The following is a 22,887-nucleotide window of genomic DNA, read 5'->3' as shown; positions in this document are numbered from 1 at the left end:
GCCACCCCACAAGGGCGGCCAGGCCATCGTCATGCCGCGGGCTCGGCGGCCTCGCCCGCGAGGTCGCCCGCGATGCTTCGCAGACCCTCCAGCTCGTGGACGTCCTCGGCCATCGCGCCGACGGTCGCGACCGGCACGGTCGGGTGTGACGAGGTGAAGCTCTCCCGCAGTCGCGTCTCGCGCGCGGTGACATGCATGCGCTCCGCGTGCAGCCGCAGCAGTGCGGCGGTCAGCGGATGGTTGCCACGCGTCTCGAGCGTCTCCGCGGCGGCCTGGCTGCGTACCGCCGACAGTTGGGACGCGTCCGAGCGGTGCACCCGGTTGACCACCAGGCCGGCGAGGGGCATGCGTTCTTCGGCGAGACGCTCGACGAAGTAGGACGCCTCGCGCAACGCGTCGCGTTCTGGGGCGGCGACGACGAGGAACGCCGTGCCCGGAGCCTGCAGCAGCTTGTACGTCTGGTCGGCGCGTTCACGGAAGCCGCCGAACATCGTGTCGAAGGCCAGCACGAACGTCTGCATGTCGCGGATCAGCTGGCCGCCGAGCACCTTGGTGATGACGCTGGTGAACATGCCGAACCCGGCGGTCACCACCTTCATGCCGAAGCGACCACCGGCCTTCGCCGGGGCCATCAGCACCTTGATGAGCCGCCCGTCGAGGAATCGCCCCATGCGCTCGGGCGCGTCCAGGAAGTCCAGGGCCGAGCGCGACGGAGGCGTGTCCACGACGATGAGGTCCCAGTCACCGGAGCGGTGCAGCTGACCGAGCTTCTCCATCGCCATGTACTCCTGCGTGCCGGACAGGCTGGAGGACAGCGACTGGTAGAAGGGGTTGGCCAGGATCTGCTGTGCGCGTTCGGGCTCGGCGTGCGCCTCGACGATCTCGTCGAAGGTGCGCTTCATGTCGAGCATCATCGCGTGCAGCTCACCCTCGGCACCGTCGACCGGGCGCGGGGTGTTGTCCAGCTCGGTCAGCCCGAGCGCCTGCGCCAGCCGGCGTGCCGGGTCGACGGTGAGCACGACGACGTCGCGGCCGCGCTCTGCCGCGCGTACGCCGACGGCCGCCGCGGTGGTGGTCTTGCCGACACCGCCCGAACCGCAGCACACGATGATCTTCGTGTCGGGGTCGTCGATCAGCGTGTCGATGTCGAACACCGGTGGCTTCCTCACGCCGCACCCTGCCTTCCGAGCTCTTCGGCGAACTCATAGAGCCCGGCCAGGTCCATGCCGTCGCTCAGCAGTGGGAGTTCGTACCGCGGGACGTCGGCGTCGGCCAGCCGGGCCAGCTCGCGCTCCTGCAACATCGAGCGGCGCGCGTGGTCGGAGGCCTCCGCGGCCAGGGCCTGCGCGATCTCGGCGGCGTCGTCCTCGACGCCCGCCGCCTTGACGCCCATGCGGATGGCCTCGATGTCCAGCTCGCCGGCCAGGGCCGCCGCCAGGTCCCCTTCGGGCAGGATCGGCTGGCGCACCATGTTGACCATCAGTCCGCCGACCGGAAGGCCGAGCGTCCTGAGGTCGGCGATGCCGTCGACGGTCTCCTGGACCGGCATCTCCTCGAGCAGCGTGACGAAGTGGACGGCCGTCTCCGGACTGCGGAGGACCTTCATCACGGTGTCGGCGTGATGCCGGATCGGCCCCATCTTGGCCAGCCCGGCGACCTCGGCGTTGACGTTGAGGAACCGGCTGATGCGACCGGTCGGCGGGGCGTCCATCACGACCGCGTCGTAGATGAAGCGACCCTTCTTGTCCTTGCGGCGCACCGCCTCGCTGGCCTTGCCGGTGAGCAGCACGTCACGCAGGCCGGGCGCGATGGTCGTCGCGAAGTCGATGAGGCCCAGCCGGTTGAGCGCCTTGCCGGCCCGGCGGAGGTTGTAGAACATCTCCAGGTATTCGAGCATCGCTTCTTCGGGATCCACCGCCAGGGCGAACACATCGCCGCCGTCGGGGGCGACCGCGACCTTGCGTTCTTCGTACGGCAGCGGTGGGCAGTCGAAGAGCTGAGCGATGCCCTGGCGTCCTTCGACCTCGATGAGCAGGACCTTGCGGCCGCCGGCGGCCAGGGCCAGCGCGAGTGATGCGGCCACCGTCGTCTTTCCGGTGCCGCCCTTGCCGGTGACCACGTGCAGGCGCACGCCATCCCAATCGGTGTCTCTCGCCCTCACTCTTGCGAGGTTATCGTCCGGTTCGTGGGCGACTCCCCGCGACCGCAAGTGACGTCTGACACCTCTCGCTCGTTGAGGACTAGTGTCGGACATGGAGGGCATCGACCGGCTGAAAGGTGATCCCCGTGGCTGAGGCGCTATTCATTCTTCTAGGAATCCTCGCATTCCTCGTATTTATCTTGATCGTGGCATCTGTCAAGGTCGTCCAGCAGGTGGAACGCGGCGTCGTCTTCCGTCTCGGCAAGGTGCAGCCGCAGTTCCGCGCACCCGGTCTGACCTTGATCTTTCCCACGATCGACCGGATGACCAAGGTCAACATGCAGACCGTTGCCATGGGCGTACCCGCCCAGGAGGGCATCAGTCAGGACAACGTCAGCGTGAGGGTCGACGCGGTCGTGTACTTCCGGGTGATCGACCCGGTAAAGGCCATCGTCAACGTGCAGAACTACAACTGGGCGATCTCGCAGGTGGCCCAGACCTCGCTGCGTTCGGTGATCGGCCAGGCGGACATGCAGCAGCTGCTGTCGGAGCGGGAGACGATCAATGCCGAACTGCAGCGGATCATGGACCAGGCGACCGAGGCACCCTGGGGCATCAAGATCCAGCGGGTCGAGATCAAGGACGTGTCACTGCCCGAGGGCATGAAGCGATCGATGGCCCGCCAGGCCGAGGCCGAGCGCGAACGCCGTGCGCGCATCATCACCGCCGACGGTGAGTTCCAGGCGTCCAAGCGGCTCGCCGCCGCGGCCGAGGTCATGGCCCAGGATCCCGCCTCACTCCAGCTGCGTCTGCTGCAGACCGTCGTCGAGGTGGCGGCCGAGAAGAACAGCACGCTCGTGATGCCGTTCCCGGTCGAGCTGCTGCGGTTCTTCGACCGCGCCGCGGGCGGCGACCAGACGCCGCGCGAGGGCAACCCCAGGACGAACCTCGCCGAGCACATCGCCAAGGCCGAGGAGGAGCTGGCCAAGGCGGACGAGGCGTCCTCGATCGCGTCGGCCGACGACGTGCCGCCGGTCCCCGGGCTGGAGCCGAGGAAGGACAAGATGGGCATCACACCGCCCGCGGAGGACAGTGGGACGCCCAAGCAGGACACCGGCCAGTGGGGCGGCTCGTCCTACGGGGACTAATGTTCCGCGTATGAAGAAGTGGGAGTACGCGACCGTTCCGCTGCTGGTGCATGCGACAAAGCAGATTCTCGACAACTGGGGCGATGACGGCTGGGAGCTCGTCGCCGTCATCCCCGGCCCCAATCCCGAGAACCTCGTCGCCTACCTCAAGCGTGAGAAGGCATGAGCAGTCCCGAGGAGCGGATCCGGGAGCTGGGACTGGAGATCCCTGACGTCGTGGCGCCGCTGGCCTCGTACGTGCCGGCGGCGCGTACGGGCTCGCTCGTCTACACGGCCGGGCAGCTGCCGATCGTCAAGGGCGAGCTGGCCGCGACCGGCAAGGTCGGCGCCGAGATCGACCCGGAGCGCGCCACCGAGCTGGCCCGGCTGTGCGGGCTCAACGCCATCGCCGCGATCCGTGCCGAGGTCGGGGAGCTGTCCCGCGTACGGCGCATCGTCAAGGTCGTCGGCTTCGTGGCCAGCGCGCCGGACTTCTACGGTCAGCCGCAGGTGGTCAACGGGGTGAGCGACCTGCTCGGCGAGGTGTTCGGCGACGCGGGCAAGCATGCCCGCAGCGCGGTCGGGGTGGCCGTTCTGCCCCGAGATGCCCCGGTTGAGGTAGAGCTGATCGCCGAAGTCGATTAACTTTCGGTCGACAAGCCCTGTCACCTGAGCGAGGAGGCGCCTTGGCGGACGCACTCCGGCTGCCCGACCGGCTGGCCGAACGCGCACGAGACATCAGCGAGGGCAGGGTGGAGGCGGCGACACCACGCGACGCCTCCACCGTGATCCTGCTGCGCGACTCTCCGGCCGGCGACGGCCTGCTCGTCTACCTGCTGCGGCGCGTGTCGTCGATGAAGTTCGCGCCGGGCGCGTACGTCTTCCCCGGCGGTTCGGTGGACCAGCGTGACGGCGATCTCGCGGTCGGCTGGTCCGGGCCGTCACCGGCCGACTGGGGTAGCGCCTTCGGCGCCGCCGAGACGCTCGCCCGCGAGCTGGTCTGCGCCGCCGTACGCGAGACGTTCGAGGAGTCCGGCGTACTCCTCGCCGGCCCGGCAGAGGACGCCATCGTGCCGGACACCAGCGCCGACGACTGGGAGGCCGACCGGCAGGCACTGCTGGACCGGTCGCAGTCGCTGGCCGAGCTGCTGGCCCGGCGCGGCCTCGTGCTCCGCGGTGACCTGCTGCGCCCCTGGGCGCACTGGATCACCCCCGAGATCGAGGAACGCCGCTACGACACCCGGTTCTTCGTCGCGGCGCTTCCCGAGGGTCAGCGCACCCGCGACGTCAGCACCGAGTCCGACCGGGTCGCCTGGGTCCGCCCGGCCGACGCCGTGGAGGCCGCGCAGCGTGGTGACATGCGGATGCTTCCGCCGACCCTGGTGACGCTGACCGAGCTGACCGCGTACGACTCGGTATCGGCCGTCCTGGCGGCACAGCGGCGTGTACGGCCGCGGCTGCCCTCGGCACGCGTCACCGGAGACGGTGTCTTCCTCGTACTGCCCGAGGACGTGGCATGACCGAGCGCAGCGCCCTGATCACCTCCCCGACGGAGGAGGCCGCATGAGCATCGACGGGATGGGCACCGACCGCGCGCTCTGCGTGCTGGCGCCCAACCCCTCCGCGATGACGCTGGACGGCACCAACACGTGGGTGCTGCGCGAGCCGGGCGCGGAGCGTTCGCTCGTCATCGACCCCGGTCCCGAGCACGAGGAACACCTGCGCCGGGTCGCCTCCATCGCCGGCCGGGTCGCGCTCGTCCTGCTCACCCACGGCCATCCCGACCACGCGGAGGGCGCGCGGAGGTTCGCCGAACTGGCCGGCTCCGTGCCCGTACGCGCGCTGGACCCCGCACTCCGGCTGGGCGAGGAGGGTCTCGCCGAGGGCGACGTGATCGAGCTGGACGGCCTGGAGCTGCGCGTCATCGAGACCCCGGGGCACACGCCGGACTCACTGACGTTCTGGCTGCCCGCCGACCAGGCGGTCCTCACCGGGGACACCGTCCTCGGCCGTGGCACGACCGTGGTGCACCGGCTCGGGGACTACCTGACGTCGCTGGACCGGCTGCGGGCGATGGCCGAGGGCACGCGGGTGATCCTGCCGGGCCACGGCGACCGGCTCGATGATCCGGCGGGTGCCCTCGACTTCTACATCGGCCACCGCCGCGAACGCCTCCAGCAGGTCGAGGACGCGCTGGCGGCCGGCGACCGTACGGCCAGGGAGGTCGTGGAGCGCGTGTACGCCGACGTCGACCGCGCCCTGTGGCCGGTCGCCGAGGCGTCCGTACGCGCCCAGCTCGACTACCTCGCCGAGCGCGGGGTGTCATGACGAATGGCGGCGGGTCTGCCTCCGGATTGATCCTCGCCGCCCCCGGGGTGATCATCTTGTCCGTGCGGACAGCGGATCATCCTGACCGTACGGGCGGCGCCTGATCAGCGGGAGCGTTTGCGGAGGCGTTCGATGTCGAGGACCTGTACGGCGCGGGCCTCGATGCGCAGCCAGCCGCGCTGGGCGAAGTCGGCCAGGGCCTTGTTGACCGTCTCGCGTGAGGCGCCGACGAGCTGGGCGAGCTCCTCCTGCGTCAGGTCGTGGTGGACGTGCAACCCGGTCTCGGTGGGCTGGCCGAACCTCTCGGCCAGGTCGAGCAGGGCCTTGGCCACCCGGCCGGGCACGTCGGTGAAGACGAGGTCGGCCATGATCTCGTTGGTGCGGCGCAGCCGCTGGGCGAGGGCGCGCAGCAGGTGGACGCCGATCTCGGGGTGGCCCTTGAGGAACGGCCACAGATCGGTGTGGCCGAGCGCGGCGAGCCGCCCCTCGGTCACCGCGATGGCACTGGCCGTACGCGGGCGGGGGTCGAACAGCGACAGCTCACCGAACATCTCGCTCGGTCCCAACACGCTGAGGAGATTTTCCCGGCCGTCGGGGGCCGTCCGAGTAAGCTTGATCTTGCCTTCGAGGATGACGTACAGGCGGTCACCCTCCTGGTCCTCAGAGAAGAGCGTCTGACCACGTGACAGATGCACCTCTGCGACCGTGGCGCGCAGCGCCCTGGCTCCCTCTTCGTCGAGCGCCTCGAAGAGCGGCGCGCGGCCGAGAACCTCGACGTCGCGGTCGTTCACGTTTCCTCCTCAGTAACCTACGCACACAAGTGTGACGCACGTCGCAGTGTGAAGATGACGCGGCCCCCCTATTACTCTTGCGTTCGTGCCACGCAAACCGGAGTCCCGACTCGCCCTGGTACGCCGGGCTCGCCGCATCAACCGCGAATTGGCGGAGATGTACCCCGATGCGCACTGTGAGCTTGACTTCACCACACCGCTCGAACTGCTCGTCGCGACGATCCTCTCCGCGCAGTGCACGGACAAACGGGTCAACATGGTCACCCCCACCCTCTTCGCCCGTTATCCGTCGGCCGCCGACTACGCGGCCGCCGACCGCGAGGAGATGGAAAAGATCATTCAGTCGACCGGCTTCTTCCGCGCGAAGACCAACAGCCTCCTCAAGCTGGGGCAGGAGCTGTGCGACCACCACGGTGGCGAGGTCCCACGCACGATGCAGGAGCTGGTGAAGCTGCCCGGCGTGGGCCGCAAGACCGCCAACGTCGTGCTCGGCAATGCCTTCGACGTCCCGGGCCTGACCGTCGACACGCACTTCTCCCGGCTGGTCAAGCGCTTCGGCTGGACCACCGAGACCGACCCGGTCAAGATCGAGTACGCCATCGGCGAGCTGATCCCGCGGGCGGACTGGACCATCCTGTCCCACCGGCTGATCTGGCACGGTCGCCGCATGTGCCACGCGCGGCGCCCGGCCTGCGGCGTCTGCCCGCTCGCCCGGCTGTGCCCGTCATACGGCGAGGGCCCGACGGATGAGAAGACCGCTCGCAAGCTGGTCCGATCGGGCCCGTTCTCGTGACGGACTATCCCGCCTGGTTGCGGGACTTCGTGGCCATGGCGCCCCGCATCGACGTGCCCGAGATGATGCGGCCACCGGGCAACGGCGAGCGCGCGGCGGCCGTGCTCGTCCTGTTCGGCGAGGGACCCGAGGGCCCGGACCTGCTGCTCCTGCAGCGCGCCGACACGATGCGCAAGCACGCGGGGCAGCCGGCCTTTCCAGGTGGCGGCATCGACCCGGACGACGGCGGACCGGTGGGCGCCGCACTGCGCGAGGCCGCGGAGGAGACCGGCCTTGACCCCTCCGGCGTCATGGTGCTGGCCAGCATGCCGGAGATGTACGTCGCTCACAGCGGCTACCGCGTCACGCCGGTGGTGGCCTGGTGGCGCGAGCCCTCGGCCGTCGCGGCGGGCGACCCGGACGAGGTCGCGTCGGTCGCGCGCGTACCGCTCGTGGAGCTGACCGATCCGGCCAACCGGCTTCAGGTGCGCACCCCGTCCGGTTACGTCGGGCCCGCCTTCCGCGTGGGCGGCATGCTCGTGTGGGGGTTCACCGCCGGGATTCTGCACCGCGTCCTTCAGACCGGAGGGTGGGAACGCCCCTGGGACGAGGACCGGATCGAGGAGCTTCCGCCCGAGGTCATCGATCTCGCCGCGCGCGAGTAGTCCCGGCTTCGTACATAACAGGAGCGGATCTGGTCCGCGGAGGCGACGTGCGGATGCTCGTTTCCCCTATACGGTGAACCAGTGCTGGGCGATCACCTCCTCGACCTGATACTTCTGGCGCTCGTCGTACTCTTCGCGATCTCGGGATACAGACAGGGCTTCATCGTCGGTTCACTGAGCTTCGTGGGTTTCGTCGGCGGCGTCATTGTCGGCATGCTCGTCGCGCCGCCGATCGTTAAGTCGGTCGTCGACGGCCCGGCCCAGCAGGCGCTGCTGGCCATCGTCATCCCGTTCCTGACGGCGACGCTCGGGCAGCTGCTGGCCTCCTCGGTGGGATCGGCGTTGCGCAGCCGCGTGACCTGGGACTCCGCGCGCAGCGTCGACGCGGTGGGCGGCGCCTGCGTCAGCGGTGTCGCACTGCTGGTGGTGGCGTGGCTGATCGGCAGCGCGCTGGTCACGTCGCCGTTCGTCTGGCTGCGTACGCAGGTCAAGGACTCCTCGGTGCTGCACGGCGTGAACACCTTCATGCCCGACCAGGCCAACACCTGGTTCTCCTCCTTCCGCGGCTTCGTCTCCAAGACCGGCTTCCCGCAGGTCTTCGGCGGCCTCGGCGGTGAGTCCATCGTCGACGTGCCGCCCCCGGACACCAAGATCCTCAAAACCCCGGAGCTCATCCAGGCACGAAAGAGCATCGTCAAGATCATCGGTACCGCGCGAAGCTGCCAGCGCAAGATCGAGGGCACCGGCTTCGTGTACGCCCCGGGCCGCGTGATGACCAACGCGCACGTGGTGGCCGGCGTCGACTCCAGCCCGAAGGTCTTCACGATGGGCAACGGCACCTTCAGCGGCCGTGTCGTCCTTTATGACTACAAGCGGGACGTCGCGATCCTGGACGTGCCCGGCCTGTCCGTGCCGACGCTGAAGTTCGACGGCACCGCCCAGACGCGCGACGACGCGGTCGTGGCCGGCTTCCCGAAGAACCAGCCGTTCACCGCCCGCGCGGCCCGGATCCGCGCCAAGCAGAAGGCCCGCGGCCCGGACATCTACCACTCGGGCCAGGTCACCCGCGAGATCTACGCCATCCGCGCGCTGGTCGAGCAGGGCAACTCCGGCGGCCCGCTGCTGGCCCCGAACGGCAAGGTGTACGGCGTGGTGTTCGCCGCGGCGCTGGACAACAAGGACACCGGCTACGTCCTGACCGCCGCCGAGGTGGCCTCCGACGCCCAGGCGGGCGTCAACGCCGTCAACGAGGTCTCCACCCAGTCCTGCTCCGACTAGAGCGCGACCAAGTCGTTCACGCTGGTCATGGGCGTTCACGGGCTTCCTCGACCGTGCTTCCCCACGGCCGACCGCGTCACCGGGGTGTCGTACCACCGCAGCGCTCCGTACCCTACGAAACGTGAGCACCGCCCCCGAGCCCGGCACGGCCTCTGGCGACTCGTCGGCGGGGGTCCGGATCACCGAGCCGACCCAGGAGGAGCTGGACGCGCTTCCCCCGGACCGCCGGCTGGAGTTACTCCACCGGGAACGGCAGCGTGACGCCGACGAGCGCGAGCGCCGGCGACAGAGCCGGCACCAGTGGTTCAACAGCGTCGGCATCCTGTTCGGCGTGCTGTTCACCGCCGCGGGTCTGGTGGCGACCGCCCTGACGTGGCGGACCGGGCAGGGTGAGCTGCGGACCGCTCGGGAGGGCCAGATCACCGACCGGTACACCAAGGCCACCGAGCAGCTCGGCTCGCCCGGACGCGACGTACGGACCGGTGCCATTTACGCCCTGGAACGCATCGCCGGTGACTCCCCGCGCGACAGGCTCACCATCGTCGACGTGCTGGCGGCCTTCGTCCGCGAACACGACCCTGCCGCCTCCGTACCGGCCGCCAAGCTGCCCACCGAGCCCGACACCGACGTCCTGGCCGCTCTGACCGTGCTGGGCCGTATCCCCCACTCGCACCACTTCACCGACCTGCACGCGACGCGGATCCCCGGCAGTCAGATTCCGACCGCAGACCTGTCCGGTATGAACCTGTTCGCCGCGAACCTGAGCCATGGGGACCTGATCAACGCGAAACTGCGTTACACGAACCTGACCCACGTGAACCTCACCAGAGCGGACCTCGACAGCGCGAACCTGACCGGCGCCTCGCTCAGAGGCGCCGACCTGACCGGCGCCAACCTGAAGGGTACGAATCTGAGCGACGCGGACCTGGCCGGCGTGCGCGGAATGACCCCGGCGGCGATCCGCGCGGTGGCGCGGACGGACGCGTTGACGAAGTTCTGAGGGCGCGAGCCCGCCGGCCACGGTCCGTACGGACAACCGGCCCTTCACACGCGAAGAGGCGGGGCCAGCTCGGCGTCGGTGATCGCTTCGAGGCCGTCGCGGTCGAGGTGGTCGGCCAGGTCACGCGCGCGCCGGGCCAGGCCGGTCGCGTCGATGCCGTGCGGTGCCGGGTCGTAGGGTGCGATGCGTTCGGCGGCGCGGCGCAGGAGGGTCTTCGCGCCCCGCGCGTTGCCGCGGCGTACGTGGGTGAAGCCGACCGCCAGCTGGGCCAGGCCCTGCCACAGCTCGCGTTCCTCCGGAGGCGCCGACTTCCAGGCGGCCTCGAGGACCTCGTGGGCGTGGAACGGGCGGTCCGCGTCGAGCAGGCGCTGTGCCTCGGCCAGCACCTCGGCGGGGGCGGCCGTGTAGTCCTCCGGGACGCGTTCCTCGCCCTCGGCGTCGCGTGGGAGCGGGCGGCCGTACGCGTCGCGGGGACGTGCGCTGCGGGCCCGGCCGGTCTCGTCGCGGTCCCGGCCCGTCATCGGTCCGGCTCCGGGTCGGCGAGCCAGCCGATGAGCTCCTCGTCGAAGGTCGACGGGCGTTCTTCGTGCGGAAAGTGGCCGGCGCCCTCGATCAGTTTCCAGCGGTACGGTGCCTCGACGTAGCGGCCTGAGCCCTGGGCGCTGCGCGGCAGCACCGTATGGTCCAGCGCGCCGTGCAGGTGCAGCACCGGGACGCGGATCGGCGCGCGCATCCGGCTCGCGTACCTGATCCCGTCCGGACGCAGCAGTGAGCGGATCGTCCAGCGGTGGTACTCCAGGGCGCAGTGCGCGACGCCCGGGATCTGGAAGGCCGAACGGTAGATGCGCTCGGTCTCCTCGGAGGGCCAGCCCGGCCCCGACCAGTCGTGCAGCAGCTCGCCCACGAGCGCGGCGTCGTTCTTGACGAGTCGTTTCTCCGGCGCGATCGGCAGCTGGAAGCCGAGCGCGTGGCGTACCGCCCACCCCTGGCCCCGTACGTCCGTCAGCAGAGAGTGCCCCAGCCGCAGCGGGTGCGCCGTCGAGACCGCGACCAGGCGCTGCACGACCTTGGGGTGGTAGACGCCCATCGTCCAGGCCAGCAGGCCGCCCCAGTCGTGGCCGATGACGGTGGCGTTGGCCTCGCCGAGTGAGCGCACCAGCCCGGCGATGTCGCCCGCCAGGGTGACCAGGTCATAGCCGCGGGGTGGCTTGTCGCTGCCGCCGTACCCGCGCAGGTCGACGGCTGCCGCGCGGTAACCCGCCGCGGCCAGCGACTCCAGCTGATGGTGCCAGGTCCACCAGAACTCCGGGAATCCGTGCACGAGCAGGACCAGGGGTCCCTCGCCGAGCTCGACCACGTGGAACCGCGTGCCGCCCGCGCTCACCGACCGATGCCGCCATGGACCCTCGATCAGCACGGCGGATTCATCGGTCATCGCGACTACTCGGTCAGGGCGGGCTGGTCGCCTGCGCCACCACGGCGCAGCAGGGCGATGTCGTCCTTCATGGTCTTGCGTGTACGGCTGACGCCGGTCATCTTCTTCATCCGCCACATCCCGATCGCCACCAGGATCACCGCGAGCAGGACGTAGGCGCCGGCGACGATGAGGAACGCCAGCCAGTTCCACACGCCCGCGGTGATGAGGCCGTACGCGGCGGCGATCGACAGCAGGATCACTACGATGCCGCCGATGACCCCGGCGACGGCGAAGAGCGTGCCACCGAGGGCCGCCTTCTTGGCGTCGTCCTTCAACTCGAGCTTGGCGAGCTCGAGCTCGGACTTGACCAGGCGGGAGACGCTCCCGGTGGCGATGGCGACCAGCTCACCGAGCGACTTGTCCTCGAGCTGCCCGTCGGACCGTACCTCGGTCATGTTTCTCCTCTCCGTACGGGGCAGCGCGTCCCCGGCGGGTGGCCTGAAAGGCGATGGGGCGGCCGCCACCGTGGCGAAGGGGGCACGCGAGGAAGACCGCCTTGTCAGAGGTTAGCCCTGTCAGGGATCACCCGTCGTGACCCTCCCGGTTTCCCGCGCGGCGGCCGTGGAACGCCTGCGGGAGGGCGCGGCCGACCGGCCACGCCCTCCCGCAGGTGTCTTACTCCTCGGTCTGCGTGGGCAGTTTGTCCGCGATGAGGTCCATGACCGTGCTGTCGGTCAGCGTGGTCACGTCACCGAGCGAGCGGTGCTCGGCGACGTCGCGCAGCAGCCGGCGCATGATCTTGCCGGACCGCGTCTTGGGCAGCTCGGGCACGATCATGATCTGGCGCGGCTTGGCGATCGCGCCGAGGTGCTTGCTGACGTGGTTGCGCAGCTCGCTGACCAGGGCCTCGCCGTCGTCCACGGTGCTGCCGCGCAGGATCACGAACGCGACGATGGCCTGGCCGGTCACCGGGTCGGTCGAGCCGACGACCGCGGCCTCGGCGACCTTCGGGTTGGAGACCAGCGCCGACTCGACCTCGGTCGTGGAGATGTTGTGGCCGGAGACGAGCATGACGTCGTCGACGCGGCCGAGCAGCCACAGGTCGCCGTCGGCGTCCTTCTTCGCGCCGTCGCCGGCGAAGTAGAGGCCCTCGAAACGCGACCAGTACGTCTTGACGTAGCGCTCGTCGTCGCCCCAGATCGTCCGCAGCATCGACGGCCACGGCTCCTTGATCACCAGGAACCCGCCGCCACCGTCCGGCACCGATTTGCCCTGGTCATCGACCACGTCGGCCTCAATGCCCGGCAGCGGCCGCATCGCGGCGCCCGGCTTGCCGTGGGTGACGCCCGGCAGCGGAGAGATCATCAGCGCGCCGGTCTCGGTCTGCCACCACGTGTCCACGACGGGCGTACGGTCGCCGCCGATGTTGGTGCGGTACCAGATGTAGGCCTCAGGGTTGATCGGCTCACCGACCGAGCCCAGGAGCCGCAGCGAGGACAGGTCGTGCTCGGCGGGGAACTCGGCGCCCCACTTCATGAACGTGCGGATCGCGGTGGGCGCGCAGTACAGGATGGTCACCTTGTACTTGGCGATCAGCTCCCACCAGCGGCCCTTGTGCGGGGTGTCGGGCGTGCCCTCGTACATCACGCTCGTGGCGCCGTTGGCCAGCGGCCCGTACACGATGTAGGAGTGCCCGGTGACCCAGCCGATGTCGGCCGCGGTCCAGAAGACGTCGGTGTCCGGCTTGAGGTCGAACACCGCGTGGTGGGTCCACGCGACCTGGGTGAGGTAGCCGCCCGTGGTGTGCAGGATGCCCTTGGGCTTGGCGGTCGTACCCGAGGTGTACATGACGTAGAGCGGGTGCTCGGCGTCGTGGGGCTGGGCCTCGTGCTCCTCGCTCTGCCGGTCGACGAACTCGTGCCACCAGACGTCCTTGGCGTCGTTCCACGCCACGTCCTGGCCCGTACGGCGTACGACGAGCACGTTGCGTACGTGGTCGAGGCCCTCGATGGCCTCGTCGACGGCGGGCTTGAGCGCGCTCGGGGCGCCCCGGCGGTAGCCGCCGTCGGCGGTGATGACGACGTGTGCGTCACAGTCCTCGATGCGGTTGCGCAGCGCCTCGGAGGAGAAGCCCCCGAAGACCACCGTGTGCGGCGCGCCGATCCGGGCGCAGGCCAGCATCGCGATGACGGTCTCGGGGATCATCGGCATGTAGATGGCGACGCGGTCGCCCTTCTCGACGCCCAGCTCGGTCAGAGCGTTGGCGGCCTTGCTCACCTCGCGCTTGAGGTCGGCGTACGTGATGGTGCGCGTGTCGCCCGGCTCGCCCTCCCACTGGTAGGCGACCTTGTCACCGTTGCCGGCCTCGACGTGGCGGTCCACGCAGTTGTACGCGACGTTGAGCTGCCCACCGGTGAACCATTTGGCGAACGGGGGGTTCGACCAGTCGAGCACGGTGTCCCATTTGGTGTGCCAGTGCAGCCGGTCCGCCTGCTTTTCCCAGAACGCCAGGCGGTCGGCGTTCGCCTCGCCGTACGCGGCCTCGGTGACGTTGGCCGCGGCGGCCAGCTCTGCGGGGGGAGCGAACCGCCGGCTCTCTTGCAGGAGGTTGGACAGGGTTTCGGTTGGGGGTTCCTGCGCCACGATGCGCTCCTTCAGGCAATGGGTGAGTCGGAGGTCACAGCCCACTCCAGCAGTTCGATGCCGGTAGTGACAAGGGGCAGCGCACTTGTCACCGGTTCAGGTCTGGACCCCGCGAAGGGTACCTGCTGCAAAGAGATTAGGGTCATCCGAATGAGCGACCCATTTGCCCATGTCGCAGGGCTGCCCGAGGTACGCGAGGCCGTTTCGGAGGCGCGGGAGTCGGTGGACCGGCTGCTCGGCCACCGGATCCTGCGCCGGCAGAGCGCGGAGGTCTCGGCCGAGTCCGCGCTCCGCGGTGCGCGCGCGTCGGCGGCGCTGGAAGGTGTCTCGGCTCCGCTGGAGGAGGTACGGAGCGCTCTGGTCAACGATCCGTTCGTCCTCGGGGCGCTGCGGGTGTCGGAGGCGATCGGGTCCCTCGCCGCCGTCTGGCGCAACGCACCGCGCCAGGCGCTCGCCCGCCTGCACGCGTTCGCCGCTTCGGACGGCGCCGACGCCGACGATCTGGGGCGGCCGCGGTCCGGCTCTACCGCGCGCGATCCGCTGTCCTTGGGGCCGGCGCCGTCACCGGCCACGGTGACGGCCCGCCTGTCCTCGCTGAGCGACCTGCTCACCGTGCCGACGTCGGCGCCCGCCCTGGTCGTCGCCGCGGTCACGCAGGGCGAACTGCTGGCGCTGCGGCCGTTCGGCTGGGGCGATGGACTCGTGGCGCGCGCGGCGGTCCGGCTGACGCTCGTCGACCGCGGGTTCGATCCCAAGTCGCTGGTGGCGCCGGAAGTCGGGCATGTCGAACTCGGTTCCGCTTATCGCTCGGCGATCCTCGCCTATATGTCCGGCACGCAGGAGGGGGTCGTGCAATGGGTACGGCACTGCGCGGAGGCCACCGCACTGGGGGCACGGGACACCTTGGCGGTATGCGAGTCATTTACGCGAAGATGAGCACTAATGCCCGGGTTTCGCCCCAATTGAATGTGCAACTAAAGCGAACGGCGTTCCCGTAGGAACGCCGTTCGCCGTCACGTCACACCAGGTTACCAAGCGTGCACCTGATCAGTCGGATCGGGTCAAGCCCGTCTCGACACGCCTCCCGCGGCTGGTCGCGCGTGGGTGCCCGGCTGCCGTGCTCGGACACTTCGTCCGTGACACCTGTCTACGCCGAATTCACCCAGATGACAAGCCCTCGTCCGGTGGGTGACGGCGGGGGGTGCCGGCCTCCGTCCCGGCCTCGTGAGCGGGCGTTGTCAACGGTCGTCCGCCCCTTGCCGCGCTGCGTTCCTTCCCTGGCGGCTGCTACTCAGAGTCACCCGGGCGGACCATGGCTTCGTCTACAGAAGGGTCGGGTACGCTGCGAGCTGCAATCGGTGTTCCCGGAGTGACTCAGGTGGCATATGTCCTGATATGGCTTACGCTCGCGATGGCGTCGGTGGTTCCTGAAAAAGACCACCACTCGACGCAACGCTCCGCGATGGGGCAGCATATGTCGAATCTGCATACACTAGGGACGCCGGGTATACGTTCTTGCTGACGATGACCCGGCCCGCGTTTTAGGTTGACTAACGGACTTCCTCGGAAAAACGGGACCGGCTCTACCCCCCCAGAGCCGGACCGTCCCGGGCGACCCCCGCTCTCCCCCCCGGCGGGGGTCGCCTCGTTTCCGTGGTAGGTAATGACGCTGCGTGATCTCGCCGCTGCGTTCCGGCTGTTGGTGTCGCTTCCCTCTTCCTGGGGATTGAGCTGCTGGTTCTCGGTCTTTTGGGGTGGCTGGGTGGGGCGTTCGCTGCTTGGGCGTGGCCTGTCGTGACGGCCGTTTCCGCTGCCTTGGCCAGGACGGTCCCGTCGAGCTGCCACCTCTTCGCTAGCTCGGGCATCTTCGGGGGCCTTCGGGGGCTCCTCTGCCCGCGGTCGATCAGGCGATCCTGACGGTGGGCGGGTGTTGTGCGGCGCGAGATGAGTGCTGTGGGTACTTGGCTGGCTGATTTTTTGTTTCGACGCTCGGGCCTCAGCCGCCGGGCTGGTGTGCCGGCCCGTTAGCTTGCGCTCACCGCGCTTGTGCTCACCGCGCTTACGCTCGCTACACCCGTGCTCGCTACACCCGTGCTCGCTACACCCGTGCTCGCTACACCCGCGCTCGCTACACCCGCGCTCGCTACACTCACGAAGTCTTCGGCTCGGGCCTTCGGGGGCGCGCGCCCTTGGGGTCTGTCTCATAGTCATGCTGTTGCCGTGTAGCGCCGCCTGGGTAGCGCCGCCCGGGGTTATCCACAGAACCCCGCTCTACTTTCGCCCGCCGCTGTTCCCGCTGGACAATGAGAGTGGGATGGCACCCCCGGGCGGGAGGGCTCCAGACGGGGCGGGGCCCAGACCGGGCGGCCCAGACCGAGGACTTCGAGACAGGCCCTGGGACCTGCGTCTCCGGATCCCGGGTCTCCGGGGCCTGCGTCTGCAGGTCCCATCCGCGCCTTCGGCTCCGCGCTTTCGTGCCCGCGCCTTCGCGTCCGGGCCAAGCCTTCGTGCTCCCGGCGTCTGCGTCGTCGCGCTCGCGCCATCCTGCTCCCCGGCCACGCCCCACCCGGCACGAACCAGCCCAAACCCCAAGCGGGTCCCCCGATCCCATGCCCCCGCCTCAATCCCGCGATGATGGTTTTCGATGGCGCTCGTGATCGTGACGGACTTTGGTCATCGACCCGGCGCGCACCAAGTTATCCACAGCTTGTGGATGGGCCTTTCGCGGCTGGACGGTCCGGACGCATCGTTTCCCTGAACCAAGGGAGATGCCATGTCAGCCGCCGTTCTGATCGTTTCCGCCGACGCCGAGCTCCTCGACGACCTGCTCCGTCTCGCCGCCGCGGCGGACGTCGAGGCGCATGTCGCCTCCGATGTCATAGGCGCCCGATCGGCCTGGCGTGACGCGGCACTGGTCATCGCCGGCCCGGACCTGTCCGCCGAGCTGGCCGATCGGGCCCCACCGAGACGGCCGGGTGTGATCCTGGCGACATCGGAGCCGGACGTCGACGGCGTCTACCGCCTGGCCGTCGACATCGGCGCCCAGGACGTAGCGCCTCTCCCCGACGCCGAGGCATGGCTCGTCGAACGCATGGCGGCGGCGACGGAGCCGGCCGCGGCCGGCGCGACCACCATCGGCGTCCTCGGAGGCCGCGGCGGTGCGGGTGCCAGCGTGCTCTCGGCCGCCCTGGCGGCCTCCGGCGCGGGGCGTGGCCTGCGTACGCTCCTCATCGACGGCGACCCCCTCGGCGGCGGCATCGACCTGGTGCTGGGTGCGGAGGGCGCGCCCGGCGCGCGCTGGTCCGACTACTCCGAACGCCGCGGCAGGCTGAGCAGCGCGGCGTTACACGACTCACTGCCCACGCGAGCGGGCCTCGCGGTTCTCTCGTGGCATCGCGGCGCGGTCGAGCCGGTGCCGGCCGAGACAATGCGATCGGTGCTCGACGCCGGCATCCGCGGCTACGACCTGGTCGTCGCCGACCTGCCCCGCCAGATCACCGACGCCGGCGCGGAGGCCCTCACCGCCGCCGACGTCACCTTGATCGTCGTTCCCGCGGAGGTACGCGCGGCGGTCGCCGCCGACCGGGTTGCCGACATGGCCCGGCGCTACACCCGGGACCTGCGCCTCGTCGTACGCGGCCCCGCGCCGGGCGGCCTAAAACCGGCCGTCATCGCCGAATCATTGCGGCTCCCGCTGGCCGGTGTGATGTCGGCCGACCGACGACTGGCCGGCGCCATCGAGCGCGGAGAGCCTCCCAGCGGCGGAGGACCGCTCAACGCGTTCTGCACCCGCTTCCTAGGCGGCCTCGCCCAGGCGCGCCTTTCCACCAGACCCGCACGCTGAGCCGCCGACCGGACAACGACCGAGGAGAGCAAATGAGTGATCTGACCGATGCCGTACGCGCCCGGCTCATCGGCGCCGGCGCGACACCGACCACGGCCCAGGTCGCCGCCGCACTACGCGCGGAGGGCCGCATGTTAGGCGACACGGAAGTGCTGTCCCTGGCCGACGAGGTACGCGCCGACCTCGTGGGAGCCGGGCCACTGGAGCCGCTCCTGCGCGACCCGAACGTCACCGACGTCCTGGTCAACGCCCCCGGCGAAGTCTGGGTGGACGCGGGCGACGGCCTGCGCCTGACCGAGGTACGTTTCGCCGACGAGCCCTCCGTACGCCGGCTCGCTCAGCGCCTCGCCGCCGTCGCGGGCCGCCGCCTGGACGACACCGCCCCGTACGCCGACGCGAGACTGCCCGGCGGAGTTCGCCTGCACGCGGTCCTGCCTCCGATCGCCTCCGCCGGCACCGCCCTGTCCCTGCGGCTACCGAGACGGCGCGCCTTCACCCTGGACGAGCTCGTCGCGGCCGGCACGATCCCGGCGGCCGGAGCCGTTCTGCTCGGCGGCCTGGTCGCCGCCCGCATCGCCTTCCTCGTGACCGGTGGCACGGGGTCGGGCAAGACAACGATCCTGTCCTCCCTGCTGTCCCTGGCCGACCCGGGAGAACGCCTGATCCTGGTCGAGGACTCCGCCGAACTCCGCCCCGCCCACCCGCACGTGGTCGGCCTGGAGTCCCGCCCACCCAACGTGGAGGGAGCCGGCGGCGTAACCCTCCACGACCTGGTACGCCAGGCCCTCAGAATGCGCCCGGACCGCCTGGTCGTAGGCGAGGTGAGAGGCGGAGAAGTAGTAGACCTGCTTGCCGCCTTGAACACCGGCCACGAGGGCGGCTGCGCGACGATCCACGCCAACACCCCCGCCGACGTACCCGCACGCCTGGAAGCCTTGGCCTGCGCCGCGGGCCTGACCCGCGACGCCGTACACAGCCAACTGGCGGCAGCCCTGGACGTCGTCATCCACCTCGTACGCGAACCCCCGGCCGGCCGCCGGAGAGTGTCGGAGATCTGCGTCTTCGAACGAGGCCCCGACGGACTGGTCAAGGTGATCCCCGCCGTCCTGTTCAACCCCGACGGCCTGATCACCGAGGCCCGTGGAATGCCGATCCTGCAGTCACGCCTCACCGGACATCCAAGATGACCGCGCCCACCCCCGGCATTCTGGCCGGCAACCGCACTCGCGCTGCGGTCTGGGATGTACGGACCGTGCAGGCAGATGCCGCCGGAGGCCGGAGGTGATCATCATCCTGGCCGCCGGGTGCGCCTTCGCCGCTGTATGGGTCGCGTCGTCGCCACCACCGGCCGCTCTCCGGCTCACAACCGTCTTCCACGCGCTACAGGAGCCTTCCGGACGCCCGGGATCCACCAGGCCTCCGGCCTCGACCCAGTGGGCCCGCGCCAGAGCCGCGGTCATACGCCTGAGGCTGCTGCCCGGTGCCCTGGGCCGACGCCGGAGGCACGTCGCCGCCCGTCAAAGCGCCGTCATCGAGCTGTGCGACGGTACGGCCGCCGAACTCACCGCCGGCCGCCCCGCAGGCACCGCACTCGCCCAGGCCGCGTCGGTACTGCCCAACCTCCCCGGCCTGGCTGACATCGCCGACGCCGCCCCCGAGGACGTGATCGCGACCCTGATCCGAGCATCGGCCGTAGAAGGCTGCGACGGCCTGCGCCTACTCGCCGGCTGCTGGCGAATCGGAGTCGACCGCGGCGGCATGCTGGCATCGGTCATCGAAGGCCTGGCCGAAGCCCTACGCGACGAACAATCCCACCGCGAGGAGATCGCCCTCCAACTGTCCGGCCCCCGCGCCACCGCACGCCTGCTGGCCGGCCTACCGATACTCGGCCTGGGAATGGCCGCCGCTCTGGGCGCCAAACCGCTGCAGTTCCTGTTCACCACCATGCCCGGCGCCCTGTGTCTCAGCCTCGGCTCCGGCCTCGACATCCTGGGCCTCTGGTGGACCTCCCGCCTGGCCACCGCGGCGGAGCGACTCCGATGACGGCCTCCGAAGACCCAAGAGCTCATGAGGCCGCCCCATCACAGCGACAAGGCATCCTCCGGGAGCACTTATGTCTGTGACACCGAAAGCACTCGCAGCCGCGCCGACGAAGAGACCTCTAGCGACCGTCCCTGCCCACGATGGTGGAAGCGATCCAATGAGCGGGCCCGGTGGACGTCGCTTGGGAAACCACTCCCGGAACTCCGCGCCATTGAGCAAGCCCACTGGACGCCACACCGGAAACGACTTCCGAGACTCCACGACATGGCGCCCGCCGTATCCGTCATGGGGCGTCGGCCCATGGCCTGTACGACATCCGTTACCGCCCACTCGATGGCCCCCCTTCGCCGCCGCCCTCTGCCGACGCCTTCGCCGTGCCGCGATGCCAGCCCATCCGCTGTCATTGTCGGCCGGCCCGCCATCAGGAAGTAGCCGATGATTCTGCCGCTGATGACCGTCCTGTGCTGCGGAGTAGCCGCCTACATGGCCTTCCCAGACGACGGCCCGCAGGCGCGCTTAAGCCGCCTGCTTCCCAGCCGCGACGCATCGGTGGCGAAGCCGACTGGGAAGCGGGATGCACGGTTGCGCTGGGCGACCGGGGCACTGGCCGGGTTCGTCTGCGCACTACTGGTGGGCGGTCCGGTCGGCTGGACAGCGGGTGCCCTCCTCACGGTGGGATGCGTACGAATCCTCGCCAAACTGGAACCTCGATCGGTCCGGCTCCGCCGAGCCCGCATCCTCGCCGAACTACCGATGGCCATCGACCTGCTGGCCGCCTGCCTGAGGGGCGGCGGCGCATGGCACGAGTCCGTCGAAGCCGTCGCCGACGCCGTAGGCGGCCCACTCGGCAGCGAACTCGCGCCCATCGCCGCACGCATCCGTCTCGGCGCCGACCCCGTCGAGGAATGGCTCAGCCTGACAAACGAACCGATCCTTGCGCCGCTGGGCAGGGCCGGCGCCCGGGCCGCCACGGGCGGAGCGCCGGTCGCCGCCACCCTCGCCCGCCTCGCCCGTGACCAGCGACGCACCGCACGGACAGCGGCCTCCGCCCGAGCCCGCACCGCCGGTGTACGCGCCGTGGCCCCGCTCGGGCTCTGCTTCCTCCCCGCCTTCGTCCTTCTCGGAATCGTCCCCGCCATAGCCGGCATAGCCGCGAACGTCCTACTGCCGTAACCACACGCCGGGGCGTGCCGGCCTGACCATCCGCACCTTGGAAGGGCCTGACACCGGCTCGGGTCGAACCCACTCAAGCCCCCGCCCATCCGGCGACAGCCGAACACCTGTCCGAGGCCGCTATGGCCCACGCCCCTGCACGTCCGGCGGTAGCCAGACATCCGTCCAAGACCGCTGAGGCTCATGCCCCTGCCCGTCCGGCGGCAACCGAACATCCGTCCAAGACCGCTACGTCGACGTCAGCGGCGCGAGCAGGCGGTAGCGGCAGGAGGGCGCCACCAGGTCGCCCGCGGCCAGGCACCGGCGGCGCGCCGCCTCGGCGAGGTAGAGCGCCTGCAGCGGCCAGTGCACCACCAGGCCGGGTTAGCCCATCGGCGTCCATGGCCGCCACGCCCAGAGCCTGATGTAGGGAACGCCGGCTTCTCCTATCGATCCGATGCGATGGCTCAGGGTTTTCCACAGAACGTCGTTCACCTGGCAGCGCAACGCAGCCCCGGCCACCCTGAGTCATGGACGTTCCCCATGTCCGTGACCTGAGGAGGAAATCGCATGCGCAAGCTCGTCACACTCTGGCGCCGGTGCCGCGACTACGGCGACCGCGGAATGTCGACGGCAGAGTACGCAGTGGGCACCGTGGCCGCAGCCGCCTTCGCCGGCCTGCTGTTCAAAATCGTGACCAGTCCAGAAGTCCGGCGGATGCTCTTAGCGATCATCCACCGTGCCCTGAGCCTGGTCGGATGACCCGATCGAACCGCCAGACGATGTTCCCGAGGCTCGCCCGGCTAAGCGCCGCACTGCAACGGCTTGTTCCGATCCGTTCCGAGACACGGCCGACGCCACGATGGCGAAGGAGGACCCGGCGGAGAGCACGGGAGAGGAGGTGGATGCCGGGGAGCCAACGCGGCTCGATCACCGCTGAGACGGCGGTGGCGTTCCCCGCGCTCGTGGTCGTCCTCGGGACCGCGTTATGGGGTGTCAGCGCGGCCGCCGCCCAGGTCGCGTGCGTGGACGCGGCACGAGCCGGCGCGCGAGCGGCGGCACGAGGCGAGCCACCGCCGGAGGTACGCGCGGAGGTGCTGCGCGCAGCCCCTCCGAACGCGAACGTCAGCCTGGTCCGCGATCCAGCGACGACGAGGGTCGTCGTGCGAGCCGAGGCCCGCCCGCTGCTCAAAGGCCTCTTCCCTCCACTGAAACTCCGAGCCCAGGCAATCGCCGCGACAGAGCCGGAAGCCCGTAGCCCAATGCCCAGAGCCCGAAGCGAATGAGACGCACCGGATGAGGCGAGGTCAGTGTCCCGATCAGTTGTATCTGCTCTCGCGGTCACCTGGTGCGGCGAGGTCAGTGTCCCGAGCAGTTGTATCTGCTCTCGCGGTCACCTGGTGCGGCGAGGTCAGTGCCTCGAGCAGTTGTATCTGCTCTCGCGGTCACCTGGTGCGGCGAGGTCAGTGCCTCGAGCAGTTGTATCTGCTCTCGCGGTCACCTGGTGCGGCGAGGTCAGTGCCTCGAGCAGTTGTATCTGCTCTCGCGGTCACCTGGTGCGGCGAGGTCAGTGCCTCGAGCAGTTGTATCTGCTCTCGCCGTCACCTCGTGCGGCCAGGTCAGTGCCCCAATCAGTGGTGTCCTCTCGCCGTCACACGAACCGGGGTCCTCATGGCGCACGGATCGG

At 69.9% G+C, this 22,887-nt stretch carries 24 protein-coding genes; 16 read left to right on the top strand and 8 right to left on the bottom strand.

Going from position 1 to position 22,887, the window contains the following annotated elements; genetic code table 11:
* Positions 1-29: 29 nt before the first annotated feature.
* Together bagB and bagA are read right to left on the bottom strand one after the other, a co-directional pair.
* Entirely contained in the window at positions 30-1,169 is a 1,140-nt protein-coding gene (gene bagB / locus FB559_RS14640) for an ATPase BagB (protein ID WP_141956131.1), read from the bottom strand.
* Positions 1,166-2,161 carry an ATPase BagA gene (bagA, locus tag FB559_RS14635; protein WP_246121600.1) on the bottom strand — a complete coding sequence of 332 codons (996 nt, stop codon included), beginning with the start codon at positions 2,159-2,161 and terminating at the stop codon, positions 1,166-1,168. Before bagA ends, bagB begins: the two co-directional genes overlap by 4 nt.
* 185 nt (positions 2,162-2,346) lie before the next feature.
* Between bagA and FB559_RS14630 the strand changes: the two genes are divergently transcribed.
* From FB559_RS14630 to FB559_RS14615, 5 genes are read left to right on the top strand one after another with little or no spacing between them, the layout of a single operon-like run.
* Positions 2,347-3,288, top strand: a complete 942-nt coding sequence (locus tag FB559_RS14630; protein ID WP_246121598.1) for a slipin family protein — start codon at positions 2,347-2,349, stop codon at positions 3,286-3,288.
* Between the two features lie 10 nt (positions 3,289-3,298).
* Complete coding sequence (gene sp36, locus FB559_RS43850; protein WP_185792208.1) at positions 3,299-3,454, top strand: Sp36 family protein; 156 nt, start codon at positions 3,299-3,301, stop codon at positions 3,452-3,454.
* The gene (locus FB559_RS14625) at positions 3,451-3,912 is read left to right on the top strand and encodes a RidA family protein (protein ID WP_141956128.1); all 462 of its coding nucleotides are present in this window, start codon (positions 3,451-3,453) and stop codon (positions 3,910-3,912) included. Before sp36 ends, FB559_RS14625 begins: the two co-directional genes overlap by 4 nt.
* Positions 3,913-3,953: 41 nt before the next feature.
* Positions 3,954-4,787, top strand: coding sequence for an NUDIX hydrolase (locus FB559_RS14620; RefSeq protein WP_141956127.1), 834 nt, complete (start codon positions 3,954-3,956; stop codon positions 4,785-4,787).
* A 43-nt stretch (positions 4,788-4,830) separates the two neighbouring features.
* Positions 4,831-5,595: an MBL fold metallo-hydrolase gene (locus FB559_RS14615; protein ID WP_141956126.1), complete on the top strand. Its 765-nt coding sequence runs from the start codon at positions 4,831-4,833 to the stop codon at positions 5,593-5,595.
* Positions 5,596-5,699: 104 nt separating this feature from the next.
* Here the strand turns inward: FB559_RS14615 and FB559_RS14610 are convergent, their stop codons facing one another.
* Positions 5,700-6,386, bottom strand: a complete 687-nt coding sequence (locus FB559_RS14610) for a Crp/Fnr family transcriptional regulator (protein ID WP_141956125.1) — start codon at positions 6,384-6,386, stop codon at positions 5,700-5,702.
* Positions 6,387-6,471: 85 nt separating this feature from the next.
* Between FB559_RS14610 and nth the strand changes: the two genes are divergently transcribed.
* The 4 genes from nth (at position 6,472) to FB559_RS14590 (ending at position 10,101) form a co-directional block, all read left to right on the top strand.
* On the top strand, positions 6,472-7,179 hold the full coding sequence (nth, locus tag FB559_RS14605; RefSeq protein WP_246121596.1) for an endonuclease III: 708 nt from the start codon (positions 6,472-6,474) through the stop codon (positions 7,177-7,179).
* A gap of 35 nt (positions 7,180-7,214) precedes the next feature.
* The gene (locus tag FB559_RS14600; protein ID WP_141961694.1) at positions 7,215-7,823 is read left to right on the top strand and encodes an NUDIX hydrolase; all 609 of its coding nucleotides are present in this window, start codon (positions 7,215-7,217) and stop codon (positions 7,821-7,823) included.
* A gap of 81 nt (positions 7,824-7,904) precedes the next feature.
* The gene (locus FB559_RS14595) at positions 7,905-9,101 is read left to right on the top strand and encodes a MarP family serine protease (protein WP_425455065.1); all 1,197 of its coding nucleotides are present in this window, start codon (positions 7,905-7,907) and stop codon (positions 9,099-9,101) included.
* 121 nt (positions 9,102-9,222) lie between these two features.
* Positions 9,223-10,101 (top strand): pentapeptide repeat-containing protein, encoded by an 879-nt coding sequence (locus FB559_RS14590; protein WP_141956123.1) that lies wholly within the window; start codon positions 9,223-9,225, stop codon positions 10,099-10,101.
* A gap of 44 nt (positions 10,102-10,145) precedes the next feature.
* Here the strand turns inward: FB559_RS14590 and FB559_RS14585 are convergent, their stop codons facing one another.
* From FB559_RS14585 to acs, 4 genes are all read right to left on the bottom strand, one after another.
* Positions 10,146-10,622, bottom strand: a complete 477-nt coding sequence (locus tag FB559_RS14585) for a DUF309 domain-containing protein (protein ID WP_141956122.1) — start codon at positions 10,620-10,622, stop codon at positions 10,146-10,148.
* Positions 10,619-11,536 carry an alpha/beta fold hydrolase gene (locus FB559_RS14580; protein WP_141956121.1) on the bottom strand — a complete coding sequence of 306 codons (918 nt, stop codon included), beginning with the start codon at positions 11,534-11,536 and terminating at the stop codon, positions 10,619-10,621. The genes FB559_RS14585 and FB559_RS14580 overlap by 4 nt, the downstream gene beginning before the upstream one ends.
* 5 nt (positions 11,537-11,541) lie before the next feature.
* On the bottom strand, positions 11,542-11,973 hold the full coding sequence (locus FB559_RS14575; RefSeq protein WP_141956120.1) for a phage holin family protein: 432 nt from the start codon (positions 11,971-11,973) through the stop codon (positions 11,542-11,544).
* A 220-nt stretch (positions 11,974-12,193) separates the two neighbouring features.
* A complete protein-coding gene (gene acs / locus FB559_RS14570; RefSeq protein ID WP_141956119.1) occupies positions 12,194-14,161 on the bottom strand; it encodes an acetate--CoA ligase in 1,968 nt (655 codons plus the stop codon).
* Between the two features lie 150 nt (positions 14,162-14,311).
* Between acs and FB559_RS14565 the strand changes: the two genes are divergently transcribed.
* From FB559_RS14565 to FB559_RS14545, 5 genes are all read left to right on the top strand, one after another.
* A complete protein-coding gene (locus tag FB559_RS14565; protein WP_141956118.1) occupies positions 14,312-15,097 on the top strand; it encodes a Fic family protein in 786 nt (261 codons plus the stop codon).
* 1,837 nt (positions 15,098-16,934) lie between these two features.
* On the top strand, positions 16,935-18,005 hold the full coding sequence (gene ssd / locus FB559_RS14560; protein WP_141956117.1) for a septum site-determining protein Ssd: 1,071 nt from the start codon (positions 16,935-16,937) through the stop codon (positions 18,003-18,005).
* A 32-nt stretch (positions 18,006-18,037) separates the two neighbouring features.
* The gene (locus tag FB559_RS14555; RefSeq protein WP_141956116.1) at positions 18,038-19,192 is read left to right on the top strand and encodes a TadA family conjugal transfer-associated ATPase; all 1,155 of its coding nucleotides are present in this window, start codon (positions 18,038-18,040) and stop codon (positions 19,190-19,192) included.
* 94 nt (positions 19,193-19,286) lie between these two features.
* Positions 19,287-20,048: a type II secretion system F family protein gene (locus FB559_RS14550; protein ID WP_141956115.1), complete on the top strand. Its 762-nt coding sequence runs from the start codon at positions 19,287-19,289 to the stop codon at positions 20,046-20,048.
* Positions 20,049-20,483: 435 nt separating this feature from the next.
* Entirely contained in the window at positions 20,484-21,221 is a 738-nt protein-coding gene (locus FB559_RS14545; protein ID WP_246121594.1) for a type II secretion system F family protein, read from the top strand.
* 228 nt (positions 21,222-21,449) lie between these two features.
* On the opposite strand, the gene FB559_RS46215 is transcribed toward FB559_RS14545, so the two are convergent.
* The gene (locus FB559_RS46215; RefSeq protein ID WP_281286266.1) at positions 21,450-21,575 is read right to left on the bottom strand and encodes a hypothetical protein; all 126 of its coding nucleotides are present in this window, start codon (positions 21,573-21,575) and stop codon (positions 21,450-21,452) included.
* Positions 21,576-21,770: 195 nt separating this feature from the next.
* On the opposite strand from FB559_RS46215, the gene FB559_RS14540 reads away from it, so the two are divergent.
* Both FB559_RS14540 and FB559_RS14535 read left to right on the top strand, forming a co-directional pair.
* Positions 21,771-21,962, top strand: coding sequence for a DUF4244 domain-containing protein (locus tag FB559_RS14540; RefSeq protein WP_141956114.1), 192 nt, complete (start codon positions 21,771-21,773; stop codon positions 21,960-21,962).
* 143 nt (positions 21,963-22,105) lie between these two features.
* Entirely contained in the window at positions 22,106-22,486 is a 381-nt protein-coding gene (locus tag FB559_RS14535) for a TadE family type IV pilus minor pilin (protein ID WP_141956113.1), read from the top strand.
* Positions 22,487-22,887: the final 401 nt, after the last annotated feature.

This window comes from Actinoallomurus bryophytorum (assembly GCF_006716425.1).
GTDB lineage: Bacteria > Actinomycetota > Actinomycetes > Streptosporangiales > Streptosporangiaceae > Actinoallomurus > Actinoallomurus bryophytorum.
This window is presented reverse-complemented; position numbering and strand designations above follow the sequence as displayed.